This window comes from Ruegeria atlantica (assembly GCF_001458195.1).
GTDB lineage: Bacteria > Pseudomonadota > Alphaproteobacteria > Rhodobacterales > Rhodobacteraceae > Ruegeria > Ruegeria atlantica.
Map to the genome: position 1 here is coordinate 1 of NZ_CYPU01000010.1, position 18,801 is coordinate 18,801.

At 53.8% G+C, this 18,801-nt stretch carries 17 protein-coding genes and 4 pseudogenes; 15 read left to right on the top strand and 6 right to left on the bottom strand.

The genetic code is table 11. The annotated features are described in order from the left end of the window. Window positions 1-2 precede the first annotated feature (2 nt). Window positions 3-96, top strand: a pseudogene (locus RUA4292_RS25075) (IS6 family transposase); the annotation flags it as partial. 82 nt (window positions 97-178) lie between these two features. Here the strand turns inward: RUA4292_RS25075 and RUA4292_RS23785 are convergent. The 4 genes from RUA4292_RS23785 to RUA4292_RS02210 form a co-directional block, all read right to left on the bottom strand. Continuing rightward, a protein-coding gene (locus RUA4292_RS23785; protein WP_145974825.1) for an IS5 family transposase occupies window positions 179-936 on the bottom strand; the annotation gives its coding sequence in 2 pieces (ribosomal slippage) (window positions 179-618 and window positions 618-936; 759 coding nt in all). A 297-nt stretch (window positions 937-1,233) separates the two neighbouring features. Next, on the bottom strand, window positions 1,234-1,587 hold the full coding sequence (locus RUA4292_RS02200; RefSeq protein WP_145974826.1) for a hypothetical protein: 354 nt from the start codon (window positions 1,585-1,587) through the stop codon (window positions 1,234-1,236). A gap of 1,053 nt (window positions 1,588-2,640) precedes the next feature. After that, complete coding sequence (locus RUA4292_RS02205) at window positions 2,641-3,858, bottom strand: HlyD family secretion protein (protein WP_058276120.1); 1,218 nt, start codon at window positions 3,856-3,858, stop codon at window positions 2,641-2,643. After that, a complete protein-coding gene (locus RUA4292_RS02210) occupies window positions 3,858-4,235 on the bottom strand; it encodes a hypothetical protein (protein ID WP_058276121.1) in 378 nt (125 codons plus the stop codon). The genes RUA4292_RS02205 and RUA4292_RS02210 overlap by 1 nt, the downstream gene beginning before the upstream one ends. A 397-nt stretch (window positions 4,236-4,632) precedes the next feature. On the opposite strand from RUA4292_RS02210, the gene RUA4292_RS02215 reads away from it, so the two are divergent. The 6 genes and pseudogenes from RUA4292_RS02215 to RUA4292_RS02235 form a co-directional block, all read left to right on the top strand. Further along, window positions 4,633-5,640 (top strand): helix-turn-helix domain-containing protein, encoded by a 1,008-nt coding sequence (locus RUA4292_RS02215; protein WP_145974828.1) that lies wholly within the window; start codon window positions 4,633-4,635, stop codon window positions 5,638-5,640. A gap of 151 nt (window positions 5,641-5,791) precedes the next feature. Further along, window positions 5,792-6,085 carry a glycine zipper domain-containing protein gene (locus tag RUA4292_RS02220; protein ID WP_145974829.1) on the top strand — a complete coding sequence of 98 codons (294 nt, stop codon included), beginning with the start codon at window positions 5,792-5,794 and terminating at the stop codon, window positions 6,083-6,085. A 422-nt stretch (window positions 6,086-6,507) separates the two neighbouring features. After that, window positions 6,508-7,890, top strand: coding sequence for a cytochrome ubiquinol oxidase subunit I (locus RUA4292_RS02225; RefSeq protein WP_058276156.1), 1,383 nt, complete (start codon window positions 6,508-6,510; stop codon window positions 7,888-7,890). Next, window positions 7,890-8,891 (top strand): cytochrome d ubiquinol oxidase subunit II, encoded by a 1,002-nt coding sequence (cydB, locus tag RUA4292_RS02230; RefSeq protein ID WP_058276124.1) that lies wholly within the window; start codon window positions 7,890-7,892, stop codon window positions 8,889-8,891. The genes RUA4292_RS02225 and cydB overlap by 1 nt, the downstream gene beginning before the upstream one ends. Then, a complete protein-coding gene (locus RUA4292_RS23790) occupies window positions 8,888-8,989 on the top strand; it encodes a DUF2474 family protein (protein ID WP_145974830.1) in 102 nt (33 codons plus the stop codon). The genes cydB and RUA4292_RS23790 overlap by 4 nt, the downstream gene beginning before the upstream one ends. Before the next feature lie 136 nt (window positions 8,990-9,125). Further along, window positions 9,126-9,413: pseudogene (locus RUA4292_RS02235) on the top strand (integrase core domain-containing protein); the annotation flags it as partial. Between the two features lie 37 nt (window positions 9,414-9,450). Here RUA4292_RS02235 and RUA4292_RS23795 read toward each other — a convergent pair. After that, window positions 9,451-9,752: pseudogene (locus RUA4292_RS23795) on the bottom strand (transposase); the annotation flags it as partial. Between RUA4292_RS23795 and RUA4292_RS02245 the strand changes: the two are divergent. Further along, window positions 9,741-10,322, top strand: a pseudogene (locus RUA4292_RS02245) (IS6 family transposase); the annotation flags it as partial. The pseudogenes RUA4292_RS23795 and RUA4292_RS02245 sit on opposite strands and share 12 nt — an antisense overlap. A gap of 76 nt (window positions 10,323-10,398) precedes the next feature. Here RUA4292_RS02245 and RUA4292_RS02250 read toward each other — a convergent pair. After that, window positions 10,399-11,178, bottom strand: a complete 780-nt coding sequence (locus RUA4292_RS02250; protein ID WP_082636960.1) for an MOSC domain-containing protein — start codon at window positions 11,176-11,178, stop codon at window positions 10,399-10,401. Window positions 11,179-11,578: 400 nt separating this feature from the next. On the opposite strand from RUA4292_RS02250, the gene RUA4292_RS02255 reads away from it, so the two are divergent. From RUA4292_RS02255 to RUA4292_RS02285, 7 genes are all read left to right on the top strand, one after another. Continuing rightward, window positions 11,579-12,898, top strand: coding sequence for an ABC transporter substrate-binding protein (locus tag RUA4292_RS02255; RefSeq protein WP_058276126.1), 1,320 nt, complete (start codon window positions 11,579-11,581; stop codon window positions 12,896-12,898). Between the two features lie 79 nt (window positions 12,899-12,977). Beyond that, entirely contained in the window at window positions 12,978-13,925 is a 948-nt protein-coding gene (locus RUA4292_RS02260) for a carbohydrate ABC transporter permease (RefSeq protein WP_058276127.1), read from the top strand. Continuing rightward, window positions 13,922-14,860: a carbohydrate ABC transporter permease gene (locus RUA4292_RS02265; protein ID WP_010442361.1), complete on the top strand. Its 939-nt coding sequence runs from the start codon at window positions 13,922-13,924 to the stop codon at window positions 14,858-14,860. Before RUA4292_RS02260 ends, RUA4292_RS02265 begins: the two co-directional genes overlap by 4 nt. Continuing rightward, entirely contained in the window at window positions 14,857-15,045 is a 189-nt protein-coding gene (locus tag RUA4292_RS02270) for a hypothetical protein (RefSeq protein WP_058276128.1), read from the top strand. The genes RUA4292_RS02265 and RUA4292_RS02270 overlap by 4 nt, the downstream gene beginning before the upstream one ends. 2 nt (window positions 15,046-15,047) lie before the next feature. Continuing rightward, window positions 15,048-16,145 (top strand): ABC transporter ATP-binding protein, encoded by a 1,098-nt coding sequence (locus tag RUA4292_RS02275; RefSeq protein ID WP_058276129.1) that lies wholly within the window; start codon window positions 15,048-15,050, stop codon window positions 16,143-16,145. Next, on the top strand, window positions 16,138-17,130 hold the full coding sequence (locus RUA4292_RS02280; protein WP_058276130.1) for an ABC transporter ATP-binding protein: 993 nt from the start codon (window positions 16,138-16,140) through the stop codon (window positions 17,128-17,130). Before RUA4292_RS02275 ends, RUA4292_RS02280 begins: the two co-directional genes overlap by 8 nt. Window positions 17,131-17,141: 11 nt before the next feature. Then, window positions 17,142-18,764: a dihydroxyacetone kinase subunit DhaK gene (locus RUA4292_RS02285; protein ID WP_058276131.1), complete on the top strand. Its 1,623-nt coding sequence runs from the start codon at window positions 17,142-17,144 to the stop codon at window positions 18,762-18,764. Window positions 18,765-18,801: the final 37 nt, after the last annotated feature.

Below are 18,801 nucleotides of genomic sequence, written 5' to 3' on the forward strand. Positions count from 1 at the left end.
CTGTGATGTTGTATGTTCGGTTCCCGCTATCGCTTCGAAATGTGGAAGATTTGCTGCACGAACGCGGAGTTGTTGTGAGCCATGAAGCCGTTCGATACTGGTGGCATCGGTTCGGCCCGATGTTCGCATCCGAAATAAGAAAGCGACGCATCACGGGCATGAAGTCTAGGCTCAGGACTCATAACCAGAAAATTACGGTTGCGGCGAGAGCGATGGCCGAAAGGAACACCTTGGGGCATCTGTCATAGCGGGTTGCCACGCGCCTCCAATCTTTCAAGCGGCCAAACATGATCTCGATACGATTGCGGCGTTTGTATCGGCTTTTGTCATATTTGACGGCCTTGCCGCGTGACTTTCGTCCGGGGATGCAAGGCGTTATTCCCATATCTACAAGGGCTTCACGGAACCAATCCGCATCATAGCCACGATCCCCAAGCAGCCAGTCGGCTGCTGGCAGGCTACTGACAAGAGCTCTCGCCCCAGTGTAGTCGCTTACTTGACCGGCGGTCATGAAGAACCGAATGGGCCGCCCAACCGTGTCAGCCACTGCATGCAACTTTGTGTTCATGCCGCCTTTGGTACGCCCGATCAGGCGTCCGCGCCCCCCTTTTTGACCGACAAGCTGGAAGCTGTCCGGTGGGCCTTGAGGTAAGTCGCATCGATTGAAATCGTTTTATGGTCAGGGGCTTCAGCGGCAAGGCCCTCCATAATTCGGGCAAACACACCCATATCGCTCCACCGCTTCCAACGATTACAAAGCGTCTTAGGTGAACCATACTCCTTTGGTGCGTCGAACCAACGTAAGCCGTTGCGATTAATAAAGATAATACCACTCAATACCCGCCTATCATCGACGCGTGGCACACCGTGGCTCTTCGGAAAACAGGGCCGAAGCCGTGCCATTTGATCTTCGTTCAGCCAGTAAAGATTGCTCATATAACCCCCGCAGTTTGAGAGCTTGAATCACGCCGAACCGACAACCTCAATCAGATTAATAGGTCCTGAGCCTAGCAGCTCACGGAACATCGCATCCGATTTATGCGTTTTCGGCTAATTTCTGCCGCACAGATAGGGCCAAACCTATTCAACCAGAATCGAACGTACACCATCACTGCTAAACCATTGATCGCTGGGTTGGCTTTGAAGCAGCGAAAAAGTGATCGTTTTTGTCATTAAGCGAAACTACGAAACAGCCCTGCCTGTCTCAAGGCAATTTCCCCTGGCACCACCCGTTCAAATGTTCAGGGCTTGCGGGTCGAATGGCACAAGAAACTCCTGATTTTTTGTACTTCGGACCAAGAGTTGTTTTCCCAGAGTCTCAACTGCAATCACCTTGGCTCCACTACGCCAACGAAGCGCCCCGATTACATGTGTAACCTCAACTTGGCGATCGGGGTTTAGATGAATGTCGCCGTGATTGTTCGTGAAACTGTTTTCGACATTTCCCAAGATGGGCGAAGCGGCCCCCTCCTCCACCCCAAGGCAGGCGAAGTGGCGGCTCGACCAAGGAGCATAATATCGACCACCGTTCGAATGCCACAACATCGTCATCGGCAAAGCCTGAGCCGATTTGAGCGACAGGAACATGTCGCCCTCCACGGGGCGAGTTACCGCGGTCCACTCCAATTTCTCTTCAGGCGAATTCAATCCAACAACAAAGTCTTCACTCTGCGGAGACCAAGGGTAGTTTGACAGATTCACTTCGCCGTCTTTCCCGGGAAAAGACGCCAACGTTTGGCTTTCAGCCGGATATCTAAGCGCTGAATAGCCTAATGCCGGATCAACTTCCTGTTCAAACCTAGGCGTTCTCCAACACTGCTTTCGGGAAGTTTGAATGACCCCGCCATTGGGCAAGGATACGTTTGCGTGATTTGGAACTGGCACCACGCCGTCTCCACCAATGAAAGTGTGACGCTGGTAGACGAACGGACGCTCACGATGCAGTGTAATCTCTTTTTGCAGCCTAGCTCCATAGACCGTTCTGTCGAGCTAAGCACGCAAATAACTGTCGCTCTTTTCTTCCAGTCTCCAACGTGAGTTTGCTGGCCACCCATGCAGCCGCGATGCCCCTCAGTTGACCCGAATGGGGCGCAGAAGAAATCACCGCCGAGTTTTCCCAAATGAGGTGCTATACCTTCGGGCATGATTTCGTCTGTTCCGACCGACGGTGCGCGATGCAGTGGCGAAATCTCAACACCTCCATCGTTTACAGTAAAGCTTTCGATCAACCCAAGCTGCAATTCGAATGAAAGGCTTGGGTAGCCTGATCTGACTGGTCCGATGTGATTGTTGTGCATGACTGGCCTCTTACGATCTGCATGTTTTTGTCGAAAAGCCCTTTGCAGCATCTTCTGATGATGCGCGCTGCATAATTGCTGCAATGGATAGGGCCGGTCATGCACTAACAATCAACTTGGACCACACAAGTGGGGCTGATCATGACGTTCAAGGCTACTGCATGTGTTCGTCGTATTCTTGCGAAAAAGCTGCTTGCGCGAACCGCCCGGTCCTTTTGTCGTGACGCGGGAAATCGCGAAAAAGCTCTCATTTTGTTTGGCGTATTCTCTGGCTACAAGTAATCGAAACGGCTCCCAACTTTTTCCGGAAGCCGTGCTTTTAAAAATGAGGGTATTTGGAATATCAGGCGTGCCCACCACCGATCAAGCCAATACCCGAAGTCAGACCGAACCAAGCTTTGACCCGCAAGCCGACGGCCTTGATGATACCCATGGCCTGGATCCCGTGAGCAACAATTGTGCCTTCCATGTCACCTTCAAAATTGGTGGTGTAGGATTGGACGATGCAACCACTGCCTGGTACCAAAAGATCACGGTGCTCTGGGTGTACTAGGTCAAGATGAACAACGATCTGACCCCGTTTTGCCTTTTCACTCGGCTCGATCAGGCGACCGCTGGGCGCAAGCTGACCGGAAGAAATCGACTCTTGAATGCGTACGATCCTTGCGGGAAGAACGGTATTGCGCATCGAGATGTTGAAGTTGCTTTCGCATGCCACTTCTGCCGCCATTCCCTCGTACAATTCCGTGCGTGAAACCTGCGAGAACCCGGCAACGATACGTCCACGTTCAACATCTTTCCTGTCTGGCACGATGAGCATTGCGGGGCTCATTGCGGCTTGTGCGGCGCGTGACCCGACGTTGAGAGTGACCTGTTCAACCACTCCGTCAACGGAGCTGAGCGTCAGAGTTTTGGACAACTCCACTTGTGCTTGTTCCAGCGAAGCTCGTGCTGATGCAAGCTGTGCGGGCAAAACGGCTGTTGCCTGGACTTGCGCCACACCCAGTTGTGTTTCTGCGGCTTCAACTTCTGCTTCTCGGGTATCCAGGGTCGCCTGAGCACGTTCCAGTTGGCTCACTTGGAACGCCGCAGAGTTTTTGGCTTGCAGGGAGCGATGATCCATCAGGCTGAGCTCAGCTTGCTCTCTTGCTGTTATGGCTGCATCCAGAATAGCCTCGGCGGTTTCGACTTGCAGTTCAGCGGCCAGTTTTGCGCTTTCAATCTCTTCGACTTTTCTCATTGCGAATTTGACAGCGGCTTGTTCGGACGAATTCTCAACTGCAAAAAGCGGATCGCCCGGTTCTACGCGATCACCACCCTTCACATAGATATCTGTCACTGTTCCGCCGTTCTCGGCGACGACTGGAACGGTTCTGAAGGGCACAAGGCCAGTGTAGGACTTGGGGTAGTAGTAAAATACAGCAAAGAACACGATCAGGGCCAGGACGAACCACATGAATAGCGCCCGGTGAACGTTGTAGAGGGTGACTGGAATCCCGCGCCATTTTAGGTAGATCACCCGCAGGACAAACGGAAAAGAAGTGACGAGCAATTCGATCATTATACCAACTCCTCTTTCGAAGGCCGCCACCACAACATGAAGTCGCGGGCGATTGCAGTCAGGATCAACGCGCCTGGCAGCAGAATGCTGAAGTGGCTGAGCGCGGGCATCAATTCGTATGCCAAGGCTATGGTAAGCATCACCGGAATGGTTGTGCGCAGCGGAGTGCCGATTGATTTGCGCTCCGTATAGCGTTCAAAGCGCGCATAGAGGTGTACGACCAGTAGGATCGCAAGGAAGAGGACAATCAGGCCGACCCAAGCATAGGTGTCAGTTTGATTGGGCGCGACCCACCATCTGGGATCGCCGCCAGCGGCGAGGGCGGGAGTTGAGATGATGCCAAGTACAGGCGCCATCAGGAACGCGGGTGGTTTCATGTTTCAGGTCCTTGATTTACGTAGTCACGCGGTGCGTGAAGATTTTCGGTGTCTTGAGAACGTCAGTTCTCGGTTGGTTGTTGTGATGGTTCTGAGGGTTGTTCCGGCTGCGCGTAGGGGGGATCCCAGCGACGCCCGCTCGGTGTTTTCTCGCCAAGCGACGAAGCGTGCAGGCCGTAAATGTTGCCTCCGGACAATTCCTGTCTGGCAGAGTCGTTGATTGCCTTAAAAACGCGGTAGTACCTTGCGAAGTAGATCATTGCCTTGTCCTTTCTGATGATTGGGACCTAACCGTCATCGCCCCCGCGATCCTTAGGGTTCTGGACATTTGTTGTTGGTTTTTGGACAATTGCGGGAATTACAGGGCCGTTTGTGCCCGTCAGGGGAGGAAGCGAAAGTGCCACGGATCAGTGCATACAGACTGCAAAGTGTCGGGTTGCGTTATTCGCAAGAGCCCGGTGCGTGCATTCCGTTTCCTGAAATTCTGGAAATGGCAGGGGCACCTTCGGATATCGGCAACAGCCCAGACGCCACTGTCGAACTGCTTCATGAAGCGGGTGCCGTTGAAACTGTGTGTCGTGTTTTAGAAGACAAGACCTTTGCCGCGCGGGTGGGGCTTTCGGCGCAAGGTCCCGGAACGCTTTTGGCTTACATTGTGCGGGCAGCAGAAACGGTCGAAGACGCGCTGGCATTGACACAGCGCTTTTATGCAATGCAAGACCCTGACCTGCATCTGGATGTTGTAGGGGCGCCTGATGAACCCAAGATCACGCTGGAAAGTAGCGTGATCCCGGCGCATCAATATCCTCGCCATCGCGAGATGCTGGTTTTCGGTCTCTATAAGCGCGTTCAACAGATTACCTCGGGCGGATTTGCCCCGATCTCAATCGAGTTGGAAACGGACGACGGCGAGCATTGTAAGCTGCTAGCCGAGTTGGCCGGGTGCGCCGTAGAAGGGTTCAAGTCCGGATACGCGTTGGCTCTGCCCCCAAACGGTATGAGTTTTCGGATCCCGACAGCGGACCCTACTTTGTTGGGGCATTTGCGCCGGCATGGGGAAGAGCAGCTAAAGGCTCAACCTGACGCGGTCCGAAGTCTGTCTGATCGCATTGTAGAGATGCTCGGGGAACGTCTTCCCGGTCCAATACCAAACGGCGATCAAATAGCCGGAGAGCTTGGATTGACGCGACGCACAATGACCCGGCACCTTTCAGCCGAAGGAACAAGCTTTAAAGCACTTTTAGAGGGGGTGTTGTGCGACCTGTCCAAACGGATGCTTCGCAGTGGGGAGGGTGTTGCCCGCGTTGCCTTCATGCTTGGATTTGCGGATCAGGCGGCCTTTTCAGTGGCGTTCAAGCGATGGACAGGTGAAACGCCAGCCAGGTTTCGTAAAGCTGGCCGCTAAGTCTCCTGACCTCTGCAGCGCGCAGGGCCGTAAGATGTCCAAGATCCACAAAACCTTGTCCTGTCCCCAAAAGAAAGCAGCCCATGGGGTCACCTAGTTTAATGGCACACAGCAGCCGCGGTGGTTGCTGACCCAGAACAAGGATGAACCTATGAAAACCTCGAAGAAACTCTTTATCGCCCCGATCTCCGGCGCACTTCTGATCACCATGGCAGCCACAGCTCATGCTGATTATGTCACCGATAAAGCCATCAAAGGCGCAGTTGTCGGCGCAACTGTCGCGGGCATTGCCGGCGAAAGCATCGTAGGCGGCGCGGCCGCCGGCGCTGCGGTTGGTGCCGTTGGTGGTGCGATCCAGAAGGACAATTTCGAAGACGCGCAGGACGATGCACAAGAACGCCGCGACGACTTCAAAGATGACCATAAGGACTGGAACGAGGACTGAAACGCCATACCAAACGCAACGAAAAAAGGAGGAAACACAGCCGAACAAAGCTGACCGGTCAGCATAAGGTCCACCGACCCTGCGCTGTTAGCATCCAGACGCAACGTGACTGACCACCCCGAACAGAACTCGCACAGTTTCTGATAGGTTGCCACCCGGCTCACAAACGAGCCGGGTGGCAACTTTGTTTGGGGCGCTTGAACACCAGCCGTTCCCCGACTTCGCGTTTCAAATTCCGCTTCCTTTCTTGCCATTTTCGATCTGGGTTTTGTCCAAAATCCAAAAACAACCGTCCAGAACCCAAACGAACTGAAACGCCCTCCGCCCCAAATCCTGCACATCTGAATAACATCGACGAGCTGGCAACCGAGGCGACCCAGGTGACTGCCGCTCTTTGCAATCCGACGCCAAAGGAAACGGCAATGAACCTACTAGCAAACTTTGACGCAGAGACCCTGGCACGCATCCAGTTTGCCTTTACTGTGTCGTTCCACATCATCTTCCCGGCCTTTTCCATCGGCCTGGCAAGCTTCCTGGCCGTCCTCAATGGCCTTTGGCTTTGGCGCAAGGACAAGGCTTACCTCAATCTCTTCAACTACTGGAAAAAGATATTCGCTGTCGGCTTCGCGATGGGTGTCGTGTCCGGCATTGTGATGTCTTACCAATTTGGCACGAATTGGAGCACATTCTCGGATACCGCCGGGCCTGTGATCGGGCCCTTGATGGCATACGAGGTGATGACGGCCTTCTTCCTTGAGGCAGGCTTCCTAGGCATCATGCTTTTCGGTCGCGAACGCGTGGGTCCCGGCTTGCACATGATGGCCACGGCGATGGTTGCCCTTGGCACGCTGATATCGGCCACGTGGATTCTTTCGGTCAATTCCTGGATGCAGACCCCAGCCGGATTTGACGTCAACGAGCTGGGGCAATTCATCCCAGTGGATTGGTGGTCGATCGTCTTTAACCCGTCTTTCCCCTACCGCCTGACACACATGGTGCTGGCGGCATATCTCACCACTGCCTTTGTGGTGGCGGGGGTTGCGGCTTGGCACCTGCTACGCCGCAATCGAACGGCCGAGGTCACCCGCATGTTCTCGATGGCAATGTGGATGGCTGTTTTGGTTACTCCTCTGCAGATCGTCGCGGGCGACCTTCATGGTTTGAACACGCTGGAGCATCAACCGCAGAAAGTGATGGCGATGGAAGGTCACTTTGACAGCCACCCCGAAGGTGCACCGCTAATCCTGTTCGGCATTCCAAACGAAGATGAAAAGCGCGTGGACTACGCCATCGAAATTCCGAAGTTATCGTCGCTGATCCTGAAACATGATCTGAACGCGCCGCTTGACGGGCTGGACACCATTCCCGACGACGAAGAACCCCCGGTCGCGATCGTTTTCTATAGCTTCCGCATCATGCTTGCCATCGGCTTTGCCATGCTGGGCGTCGGGTTGTGGTCGCTTGTTCAGCGGGTTCGGGGCCGCCTCAAGGAAGATCGCTGGTTGCACCGCGCATCCGTCCTGTTGGCGCCCAGCGGATTTGTGGCGGTACTGGCCGGTTGGATCACCACCGAAGTGGGGCGCCAACCTTACACGGTGTACGGGCTGATGCGGACATCGGACTCCCTTTCCCAAGTGGATGCGCCTGCAGTTGCGGCGTCTCTGATTGCCTTCATCGTCGTGTATTTCGCGGTGTTCGGAGCAGGCACATTCTACATGCTGCGTCTAATGGGAAAACCGCCTGTCGAAGACTTCCAGAAAACTCAAAAACCCATTGAAATCTTTACCTTGGCGGAGGCAGCGTGATGCTTGAACTCTCGACAATCTGGGCAGGCATCATTGCCTTTGCCGTTCTGACCTATGTGATCCTGGACGGTTTCGATCTTGGAATTGGGATCCTCTTTCCATTCGCAAAAACCGAAAAGGACCGTGATGTCATGATGAACTCGGTCACACCAGTTTGGGATGGAAACGAGACGTGGCTGGTCATGGGCGGCGGAGGTTTGTTTGCTGTTTTCCCGTTGGCCTATTCTGTAGTGATGCCCGCGCTTTATGTGCCTGTCATCATCATGCTTCTTGCGCTTGTTTTTCGTGGCGTTGCCTTCGAATACCGATGGCGAACGGTACGCGGGCGCTGGCTTTGGGATGTTGCATTTCACGGTGGTTCAACCGTGGCCGCATTGTGCCAGGGTATCGCGCTTGGCGCGCTGGTTCAGGGCATCCCGGTCGAAGGTCGGCTTTATGCAGGTGGATGGTGGGATTGGCTGACGCCGTTCTCTGTCCTGACAGGTGTGGCCCTTGTGATTGGGTATGCCTTGCTGGGCGCGACGTGGCTCAACATGAAAACCACTGGAAAGATTCAGCGTCAGATGCGCTCCTATGTCCGTCCGTTGATGCTTATGACACTCGGGCTGATCGGTCTCGTCAGTCTTTTAACCCCATTCCAAGACCCGATCTATATGGTCAGATGGTTTTCGGGGCCCGGCGTCGTTTTCACTGTGCTTGTGCCGGCTCTTGTAACTGCCATTGCATGGAAGCTCGATCGTGGCATAACGGAACAGCGCGACAATCAGCCCTTTGTCTGCGCCATTGCCCTGTTCGTCGTGTGCTTCATTGGTATCGGGATCAGCTTCTATCCCTATATGCTGCCTCCAAGCCTCACGATTGCTGAAGCCGCCGCGCCAGACAGCAGTTTGGCTTTCGCTCTGGTCGGAGCAGTCATTCTGCTGCCGGTGATCCTGGCTTACACCGCCTACACCTACTGGGTTTTCCGCGGGAAGATCGATCCAGAGGAGAACTACCATTGAAAACGCTAAAACAAGTTTTCTGGTTCGGCGCGATCTGGTTCGGCAGTGTTTTGTGCCTGGCCACTGTCGCGTACGTGATCAGGTTGTTCATCACCTGAAGCCACGCCTAGGGTCAAGTTTTCATCTTTTCTGAACGCAACCCTACCCTGCAGTCCAGTTTAGGCTCGGTGCTGGCGATCAGCGAAATATCGGGAATGACAGCCCTCCGGACAATGCCGCCGTAAGTTGCGAACTAAGTTCGTTGCTCTGGCGGTTCGCGACTGGATTGCAGCTGTCGGAGCCAAAACGGCATACATCGAACCAGGCTCGCCTTGGGAGAACGGATTTTGTGAAAGCTTCAACGGTCGCATGAGGGACGAGCTGTTGAACGGGGAAATCTTCTACTCGCTCAGAGAAGCGCAGATCATCATCGAAGAATGGAGGAAGCACTACAACACCAAACGACCACACAGTGCACTGGGCTATCGCCCTCCGGCACCAGAAACCATCATCCCGATGGAACACAGGCCGATCATGCACTAACAATCACGTTGGACCCGTCAGATAGGGCTGCTCACCCAAGCAGCCAGTCGGCTGCTGGCAGGCTACTGACAAGAGCTCTCGCCCCAGTGTAGTCGCTTACTTGACCGGCGGTCATGAAGAACCGAATGGGCCGCCCAACCGTGTCAGCCACTGCATGCAACTTTGTGTTCATGCCGCCTTTGGTACGCCCGATCAGGCGTCCGCGCCCCCCTTTTTGACCGACAAGCTGGAAGCTGTCCGGTGGGCCTTGAGGCAAGTCGCATCGATTGAAATCGTTTTATGGTCAGGGGCTTCAGCGGCAAGGCCCTCCATAATTCGGGCAAACACACCCATGTCAGCCATGAAACTGTCCGATATTGGTGGAACAGGTTTGGTCCAATGTTCGCTGCTGAGATACGGCGGAAGCGTGTTCAGCAGCTGCGCGCATTCTCCAAATGGAAGTGGCACGTGGATGAGGTGTTCGTGAAGGTGAATGGCAAGCGGCATTATCTTTGGCGGGCTGTGGATCACGAAGGCGAGGTGCTGGAAGCGGACGTCACAAAACGCCGAAACAAAGCCGCAGCACTGAAATTCCTCAAGAAATTGATGAAGCGCCACGGTTGCGCCGAAGCGATCGTGACAGATCGTTTCGCTTCCTACAAGGCTGCGCTCAGAGATTTGGGTGCACTGGAAAAACAACAAACGGGCAGGTGGCTCAACAACCGCGTTAAGAATGCGCACCTGCCGTTCCGACGAAGAGAACGCGCAATGCAGCGTTTCAGGCGCATGCGAAGTTTACAGAAATTCGCATCCGTCCATTCCTCCGTCTACAACCACTTCAACCAGGAAAGATCGCTAGCCAGTCGAGACGCCTTCAAGCTGACGCGCACCGCTGCTCTTGCCGAGTGGCCCGAACTTGTCGTGGCATAAATGGCAGCTATACTGGCCTAGCTGAGGCTGGTTCGAATTTGTCTGAAAGTACCACTGAGATTATTTCGAATATGTCCTACTGCGACCACATTCCAAGTTGTCCTACGTTAAGAGTTCCGCTGTCTTTCACCTCAGCATAAACGCCCATATCCATGTGGCCCAAGTGTTTTCGAATAAGGAACGGGATTCTCATGTCTCGTTCGGCTGTTTCTGGGTTAACTTCAGTGGCGGCGCATCTTTTTGTTCGCGAGATAATTTTTAGTTTCACGTCGCCAAACACCAAGGTAAAGCCGACAGAGTCCAATTCGGAAAACGGTGGTAGCCCCTCCAATTCAATATTCGCGCGAAACCTTGCCGGGTGTAATTCCACGTTTAGCTGCCTACTAAGCGCGTCGACAGAGGCCAGGTTGAGAACAGAAATAGCGTTCATCATTTTTGGCGACACGACCGAAACGTCCGTAAATCGATGTGGGTAAGAAGAGACAAACACTGGCGGCTCGGGGTCCCTTAGACCGAGTGTGTTGTAGAGGAAAGTCGCCGCGTCCCTTTGCCCCTTTGGCTCACGCATTTCGAAGTGGTGAGTTTTCACTCCTACTTTAATTTCCAGCAGCTGATTTTGAGCGTCGAATTTAGTTTGGAGACCGGCCAGACCTGCTTCATTCAAAAGCACAACAAAGCGGTCTTTTTCCAGCGGTTTCGGATTAAGGGTGTCGAAACCGGAGTTGTAGCGAGCGAAGCCAAAAAGTCGGTCACCAGGAATGCCTTCTCCCGCCAGCAGGTTAACGGTGCTTAGTGGTTCCGGACTCAAACCTTTGATAGGGTAGCGGTTCATCCGCACAATGGTGAGTTCGTTCATTCGTGGGATCCTGATTTGTCGAGATATTCCGGCGGTGGGGCTAGCAAGGGCTCTTCAAACTATCCCAATTTAACTCCTTGGTTGAACGTCTAGAATATGGTTTCGGCACTATCTTTGGTGGGTTCGGGTTGGCAATCTAAAGCCTTCGGCGTCGTGATTTAAAGCATAGACGCGTTCAATTTCGAATTCCTTCTCCCTTTTCGCATAATGATTCTGAGGGGGCGGGGCGGTGAAATATGTAATAAAAGCAAATTACTATTGATCATTGTCAAGGTAGATTTAACGACTCTGAGGTACGAACCTCAAAAATTTCTGGACTTGAGGTGCGTACCTCAAATAGCCTTGGAGGTATGCCGCGATTCGCACATCCTCGATTGACGGCGAAAAAAGGGAGGAATGGATGACTTACACAAAACTGGCTTCGGTCAGCGCAATAGTCCTTGCCGCTACTACTCTTTCTACCAAGGCAAATGCTGAAGATCTGACACTATGTTGGGCGGCATGGGACCCGGCCAACGCGCTTGTCGAACTATCAAAGGAATTCGAAGCAGAATCCGGCCACACAATGAATTTCGAATTTGTTCCTTGGCCAAATTTTGCGGACAGGATGCTGAACGAACTGAACTCCGGCGGTAAGCTCTGCGACCTGCTGATTGGTGACAGCCAATGGATCGGCGGTGGCGCTGAGAATGGCCACTATGTCCAGCTGAACGACTTCTTCGATGCTGAAAGCATCAGCATGGACGATTTTGCACCTGCAACAGTTTACGCCTATTCGACCTGGCCCAAGGGTACACCAAATTACTACGCGCTGCCCGCGATGGGCGATGCGAATGGTTGGTTCTACCGCAAGGATTGGTTCGAAAACCCTGAAATCCAAGCCGCGTACAAAGAAGCGACTGGTCAGGACCTGCGCGAGCCTCAGTCTCAGAAAGAGTTGTTGCAGATCGCGCAGTTCTTCCAAGGTCGTGAAATCGACGGCAAGACTGTGTATGGGGCTGCAATCTTTACCGAGCGCGGCTCAGAAGGGATCACCATGGGTGTCACCGGGGCCCTGTATCCGTGGGGTTTCAAATACGAAAACACTCCTGGATCATATGATATGGAAGGCGCCGTAAACTCACCGGAAGCGGTTGAGGCTCTGGAATTCTACAAAGAGTTCTACAAAACGGCGACGCCTCCGGGATACACGAACTCTTACATGGGTGAGAGCTTGGATGCATTTAAATCCGGTCAGGTCGCCATGGCTATGAACTGGTTCGCGTTCTTCCCGGGTCTCTATGCCGATCCCAATACCGGTGGTGACAAGATCGATTTCTTCGTGAACCCACCACAAAATCAGGCAGGCTCGACACTGGGAGGACAAGGTATTTCTGTTGTCAGCTACTCTGACAAACAGGACGCCGCGCTTGAGTACATAAAGTGGTTCGCGCAGCCGGAAGTTCAAGCCAAATGGTGGGAACTTGGCGGTTATTCGGCACATAACTCGGTGCTTGAAGATCCTGGTTTCGTGGACAGCCAACCGTTTGCCGGTGATTTCCTAGAAGCAATGGGTGGAGTACAGGATTTCTGGCAGGAGCCTGCCTATGCGGAACTCCTGCTGGCAATGCAGAAACGCATCCACGACTACGTTGTTGCCGACCAAGGCACAGCTCAAGAAGCGCTTGATCTTTTGATCGAAGATTGGACGGAAGTCTTCGAAGACGAAGGCAAGCTGTAACCCGGACGCAGGCAGGAGCGGGTGCGAACCCGCTCCACCTTCTCCCGTGAGTCGTAAACCAACAAGAACTGGCAAAGAGATGTCTGACAGGACCGTAGATCGCGTTGCGCAGGCAACGCCCAAGCGAGTTGCGCGAAAAATCAGGGGCTTATCCGACCGCGCGATCGCCTGGATATTCATCTCCCCAACGATATTTCTACTGCTGGCGATCAATATCTTCCCGTTGATCTGGACCATTCAGTTGAGCTTTACCAACTACAAGGCCAATCGGATCGGGCGCGAGGTCAAAGACGTTGGCTTCAAGAATTACGAGCGTATCCTGACCGACTCAGACACCTGGCTGAACATGCAGGCGACGGCGCATTTTCTATTCTGGACGATCTTCTTTCAGGTTCTGATCGGGTTCACTTTGGCGTGGCTGATCAACAAGAAGTTTAAGGGCAATGACCTTTGGACCACGATCATTGTGTTACCGATGATGCTGTCCCCGGCCGTTGTCGGGAACTTCTGGAAGTTCCTGTATCAGCCACAGATCGGCCTGTTCAATTACATCGTGTCCTGGTTCACCGGCAAGGAGCCGTCGAGCTTTGAGATGTTAGGCTCAGTAACTTTGGCCCCATGGGCGATCGTCATTGTTGATACATGGATGTGGACGCCGTTTGTTATGCTAATTTGCCTAGCCGGGTTGCGCAGCATTCCCGACTATATCTACGAGGCTGCCGAGATCGACCGGGCCAGCAAGCTGCGGCAGTTCCTCACGATTACTATCCCGATGGTGCTGCCATTTCTGATGCTCGCGGTGCTGTTTCGTGGGATCGAGAACTTTAAGATGTTCGACTTAGTGGTTCAGCTCACCGGCGGAGGGCCGGGTTCTGTAACGGAACTCACTTCGATCAATCTCAAGCGGGAGGCGTTTGAGAAGTGGCGTACGGGCTATGCCTCGGCCTATGCGATCATCCTTTTCGTCACCGTGTTCGGCCTTGCGTCGATCTACGTAAAAGCCCTGAACAAGGTGAAACAGAGATGAGCAGCTTTTCCGTTACCGAACCCTCGAACCGGTCCAAGTGGATCGCAGGCTTCTTGGTCATCACTTATGCGCTGATCACGATGATCCCACTTGTTTGGATTTTGCTGACTGGCTTCAAGTCCCCGGCCGATGCGATCAGCTACCCGCCCAAAGTGGTCTTTGACCCAACGCTTGAAGGCTATGTCAACCTTTTCACCACACGCACGCGACAAACGCAGGAGTTTCTGGAAGCCAACCCACCGCAGAATTGGGCCGACGAGATCGTACGCCAATACGACATGGTGATCGTTGGACCATCCAAGTTCGGTGAGCGCTTTATGAACTCGGTCATCATCGGGTTTGGATCAACGTTCCTGAGTATTTTTCTTGGCACTTTGGCGGCCTATGCCTTCAGTAGGTTCAAGGTCCCGCTTAAAGACGACCTTCTGTTCTTCATCCTTAGTACAAGAATGATGCCTCCGGTTGCTGTCGCCATCCCAATCTTCCTAATGTTCAGAAACCTTGGGCTCAGCGACACGCATTTGGGAATGATCCTGCTGTATACGGGCGTGAACATCTCTCTGGCAGTGTGGTTGCTAAAAGGGTTCATCGACGAAATCCCAAGAGAGTACGAAGAAGCCGCTCTCATAGATGGCTACACACGCTTTCAGGCATTTTACAAAGTGGTGCTGCCACAAGCCGCGACCGGCATAGCCTCGACAGCTATCTTCTGCCTCATCTTCGCATGGAATGAATATGCATTTGCCGTGCTGCTTACCTCAGCAAATGCGCAGACCGCGCCGCCATTTATCCCAACCATTATCGGTATCGGCGGTCTGGACTGGCCTGCCGTGGCAGCTGGAGCAACGATCTTCCTGATCCCGGTTATGATTTTCACCATCCTGATGCGCAAACACCTGCTGCGTGGGATCACATTCGGAGCCGTACGCAAATGAGCGAGTTTCTTACCGGATTGATGCGGCTTCGCCGCGGCCCTTGGGAGATGGTCGCAACCATCCTTATCGCACTGGGTGTCTTCATGCTGATGCAGCCCTTTGTCCTTTGGGCTTTCACCTACTCTTTCATCGTAACGCTGGTCGGAACCGTTATGTTCATTATCGTCAGCCACTTTCCGGAGTAGAAATGGCCCAGATCATAGTCAAAAACGTAAAAAAGATGTTCGGCGATTTCACGGCTGTTCGCGAAAGCTCGTTCACGATTGAGGATGGTGAGTTCTTCATGCTGCTGGGGCCATCCGGTTGCGGAAAGACGACGACTCTGCGGATGATCGCAGGTTTGGAACTTCCAACGTCGGGTGAAATCTACCTGGACGGTGAAGAAATCAGCCAGCGGCCACCCTCAGAGCGAGACATTGCCTTCGTGTTCCAGATGTTCGCGCTGTATCCACACATGAATGTGCGTAAGAATATCAGCTACCCTTTGATATCACAGGGTATGCCGCGCGCCGCCGTAAATTCTAAAATCGAGGAAGTCGCGGGAATTCTAGGGATAAACGACATACTCGATAGCCCTGTAGGTGGACTTTCAGGCGGCGATCGGCAGCGCGTAGCGCTCGGGCGCGCGATTGTTCGTGACCCCAAAGCCTTCATGATGGACGAACCTCTTGGCGCACTGGATGCAGAGTTTCGTGAGCATATGGCTGAGGAACTGCGCGCGCTTCATGACCGTATGGGTGCGACCACTGTTTACGTTACACATGACCAGTTGGAAGCCATGCAAATGGGCGACAAAATCGTAGTGATGAACAATGCTGTGATCGAGCAATTCGGCACGCCTCAGGAGATTTACGACAAACCCGCTACGATGTTTGTAGCTAACTTTATCGGGTCTCCTTCGATGAACTTCCTGCCATTTCAGGGAAAGGTTGAACCTGGCACTGAAATGGTTCGCCTGAACGGGCATGACGAACCTGTTCCCAAACTGATGGAAGGGGCTGAAGGTGACTTGGTTTTTGGTGTCCGCCCCGAGCATGTTTTTCTATCGGATGCAAGCGCCTACCGGGCCAAGGTCCTGGCCGCAGAATATTTGGGAACCACCCAGATAGTGACATTGCAAAGCCCGAACGGTGAGCTGAAAGCCCGAATTGATGCACGCGAAGTCGTTAGCCCTGGCGAGACCGTGGGATTGGAGTTCCGCTCACCCGCAGTAACCCTTTTTGAAAAATCTACCGGACGCGCGTTGAGGTCCGCTCTGAACGACGAGGTGCTGAGCAATGGCTGAAGTCGTTTTGGAGAGTATCTCGAAATCATTCGGCAGTCTTAAAGCGGTGGATGATATCTCAATGACGATCCCCAACGGTGCCTTTGTGGTGTTGTTGGGCCCGACCGGCGCGGGAAAAACAACAACACTGAGATTGATATCCGGACTGGAGAAACTGGATTCAGGAACAGTGCGCATTGGCGGGCGTGACGTTGGAATAGATACACCCGCCCAGCGCGATGTGGCGATGGTCTTCCAGCAATACTCGCTGTACCCGCATATGACAGTGCGTGAAAACCTGTCTTTCCCTCTGCGTTCGCCGATCCTGAAGACGCCAGAGGATGAGATCGCGAGGAAGGTCAACGAAGTCTCGGAGATCCTCCAGATCCCACACAAACTGGACAACAAAGCCACAGAACTGTCTGGCGGTGAAATGCAGCGGGTGTCAATTGGGCGGGCGCTGGTGCGCGATCCACAGATATTTCTCATGGACGAACCGCTCAGTTCGTTGGATGCCAAGCTTCGGGCGGATTTGCGGGTCGAATTGAAAAGAATTCAGGCAGATCTGGGATCGACCTTGCTCTACGTGACCCATGATCAGGTCGAAGCGATGACAATGGCGACCCATATCGGCGTGCTGGAAGAGGGCAGGTTGGTGCAATACGGCACGCCTCGAGATATTTATGAAAACCCCCGCAGCGTGTATGTCGCCAGCCGGTTGGGTTTGCCGCGCATCAACATTCTGCCATCCAACTTGTTTGGTGGGGATCACAAAGGCCCTCAGATTGGCCTGCGCCCTGAGAACATCCTGGAAGGCGAGGGTAGTGATGCTCGTGTGATCCGTGCCGAGCACCTTGGTGACCAAACGCGATTGCACTTGGATTTGAATGGCCACACGGTCGTGACCTTGATTGATGTCCACCAGGACTACCCTGCCGGGCAAACGATAAAGATTCGTCCTCATAACCCGTTGTATTTCGACGCCTCCGGCGCGCGCGTGGCTTAAGGAGCAAAAGCATGGCCCAGTTCATCAACACAAAAGAAACCCTTGTAACAGAGGCGATAGACGGCCTTTTGGCCTCTTCTGGCGGCGCATTGAATCGGTTGGACGGTTACCCGCATATCAAGGTGGTTTACCGCTCGGACTGGGACAAATCGAAGGTTGCGTTGGTCTCTGGTGGAGGGTCCGGACACGAGCCCGCTCATGCGGGTTTTGTCGGGGCTGGAATGCTGACCGCCGCTGTTTGCGGAGAGGTGTTTGCATCCCCATCGGTCGAAGCGGTTCTTGCTGGTATTCTCGCCGTGACCGGTGAGGCGGGGTGTTTGCTGATCGTCAAGAATTACACGGGCGATCGGTTGAACTTCGGGCTCGCTGCAGAACGTGCCCGCGCCTTGGGGCGCAAAGTTGAGATGGTGGTGGTGGATGACGACATCGCCTTGCCGGACCTACCGCAACCGCGCGGTGTGGCAGGGACCTTGTTCGTACACAAAATTGCCGGCGCGCTTGCGGAAGATGGCGCTGATCTGGACACCGTGACCAAGGCTGCAAAAAGCGTCATCGATAAAGTGGTCAGCATCGGGATGAGCCTGGACACCTGCACTGTACCGGGGTCTCCGAAAGAGAACAGGATTGCGCCGGGAAAAGCTGAATTGGGCTTGGGTATCCATGGCGAACCGGGTGTCGAACAGGTGGAATTTGCCAATGCGGTCACAGCAATGTCCACCGTCGTGGAAAAGTTAAAACAACGGGTCGGCGCGGGGGAGTGTGTTGCGTTGGTCAACAACCTCGGGTCGACAACCCCTTTGGAAATGTCCGTGCTGACGCACGCTTTGTCCGAGACTGGTTTGACGAGTCACGTTATTGGTCCTGCGCCAATGATGACATCGCTGGACATGCATGGGTTCTCTGTTTCTGTGTTGCCCGTCAGCGAAGGCGAATTGTCGGCGCTTGAAGCTCAGGTCGGTCTAGTGGCATGGCCCGGCGTCAATTCTATTGGTCCAGTTCAAGTTGCACCTTTGCCTGATGGCTTGACTCCGATTGATCCTATTCCTTCGAACAATCCAGCCACAAAGGAAACGATTACGCGATTGTCCGAATTGCTGATAAATGCCGAGAAAGACCTGAACGAATTGGATGCCAAATCCGGTGACGGAGACACCGGTAGCACATTGGCAACCGCGGCGAGGGCACTGCAGGGTAGCCTGGACCGAATGCCCCTTGCGGATCTGACACAACTCTTCCCCGCTTTGGGCAACGAACTCAGCCAGACAATGGGCGGTTCTTCGGGCGTGATCCTTGCAATCTTTTTTAATGCTTCCGGAGACGCCTGCGCCAGTGGCGCGTCGATCCCGAAATCCCTTGTGGAAGGTTTGAACCGTGTTAGCCAAGTTGGCGGGGCCAAAGTTGGAGACAGAACGATGATCGATGCATTGGCCCCCGCGCTGGACGCTTTGCCTTTGGGTTTGGCTCAAGCTGCACGGGCGGCACGCGAAGGTGCGGACAGTACGGCCAACATTCACCGTGCCAAAGCCGGTCGGGCTGCCTATGTTCCCGAGGAAAACCTAATGGGAAATAACGATCCTGGCGCTGAAGCCGTCGCCTTGCTGTTCGAGGGGTTGGCGCAGGAGATAAAAGGCTGAACGACTCGTGGAAGACCAAAAACACAAACTAGAATTG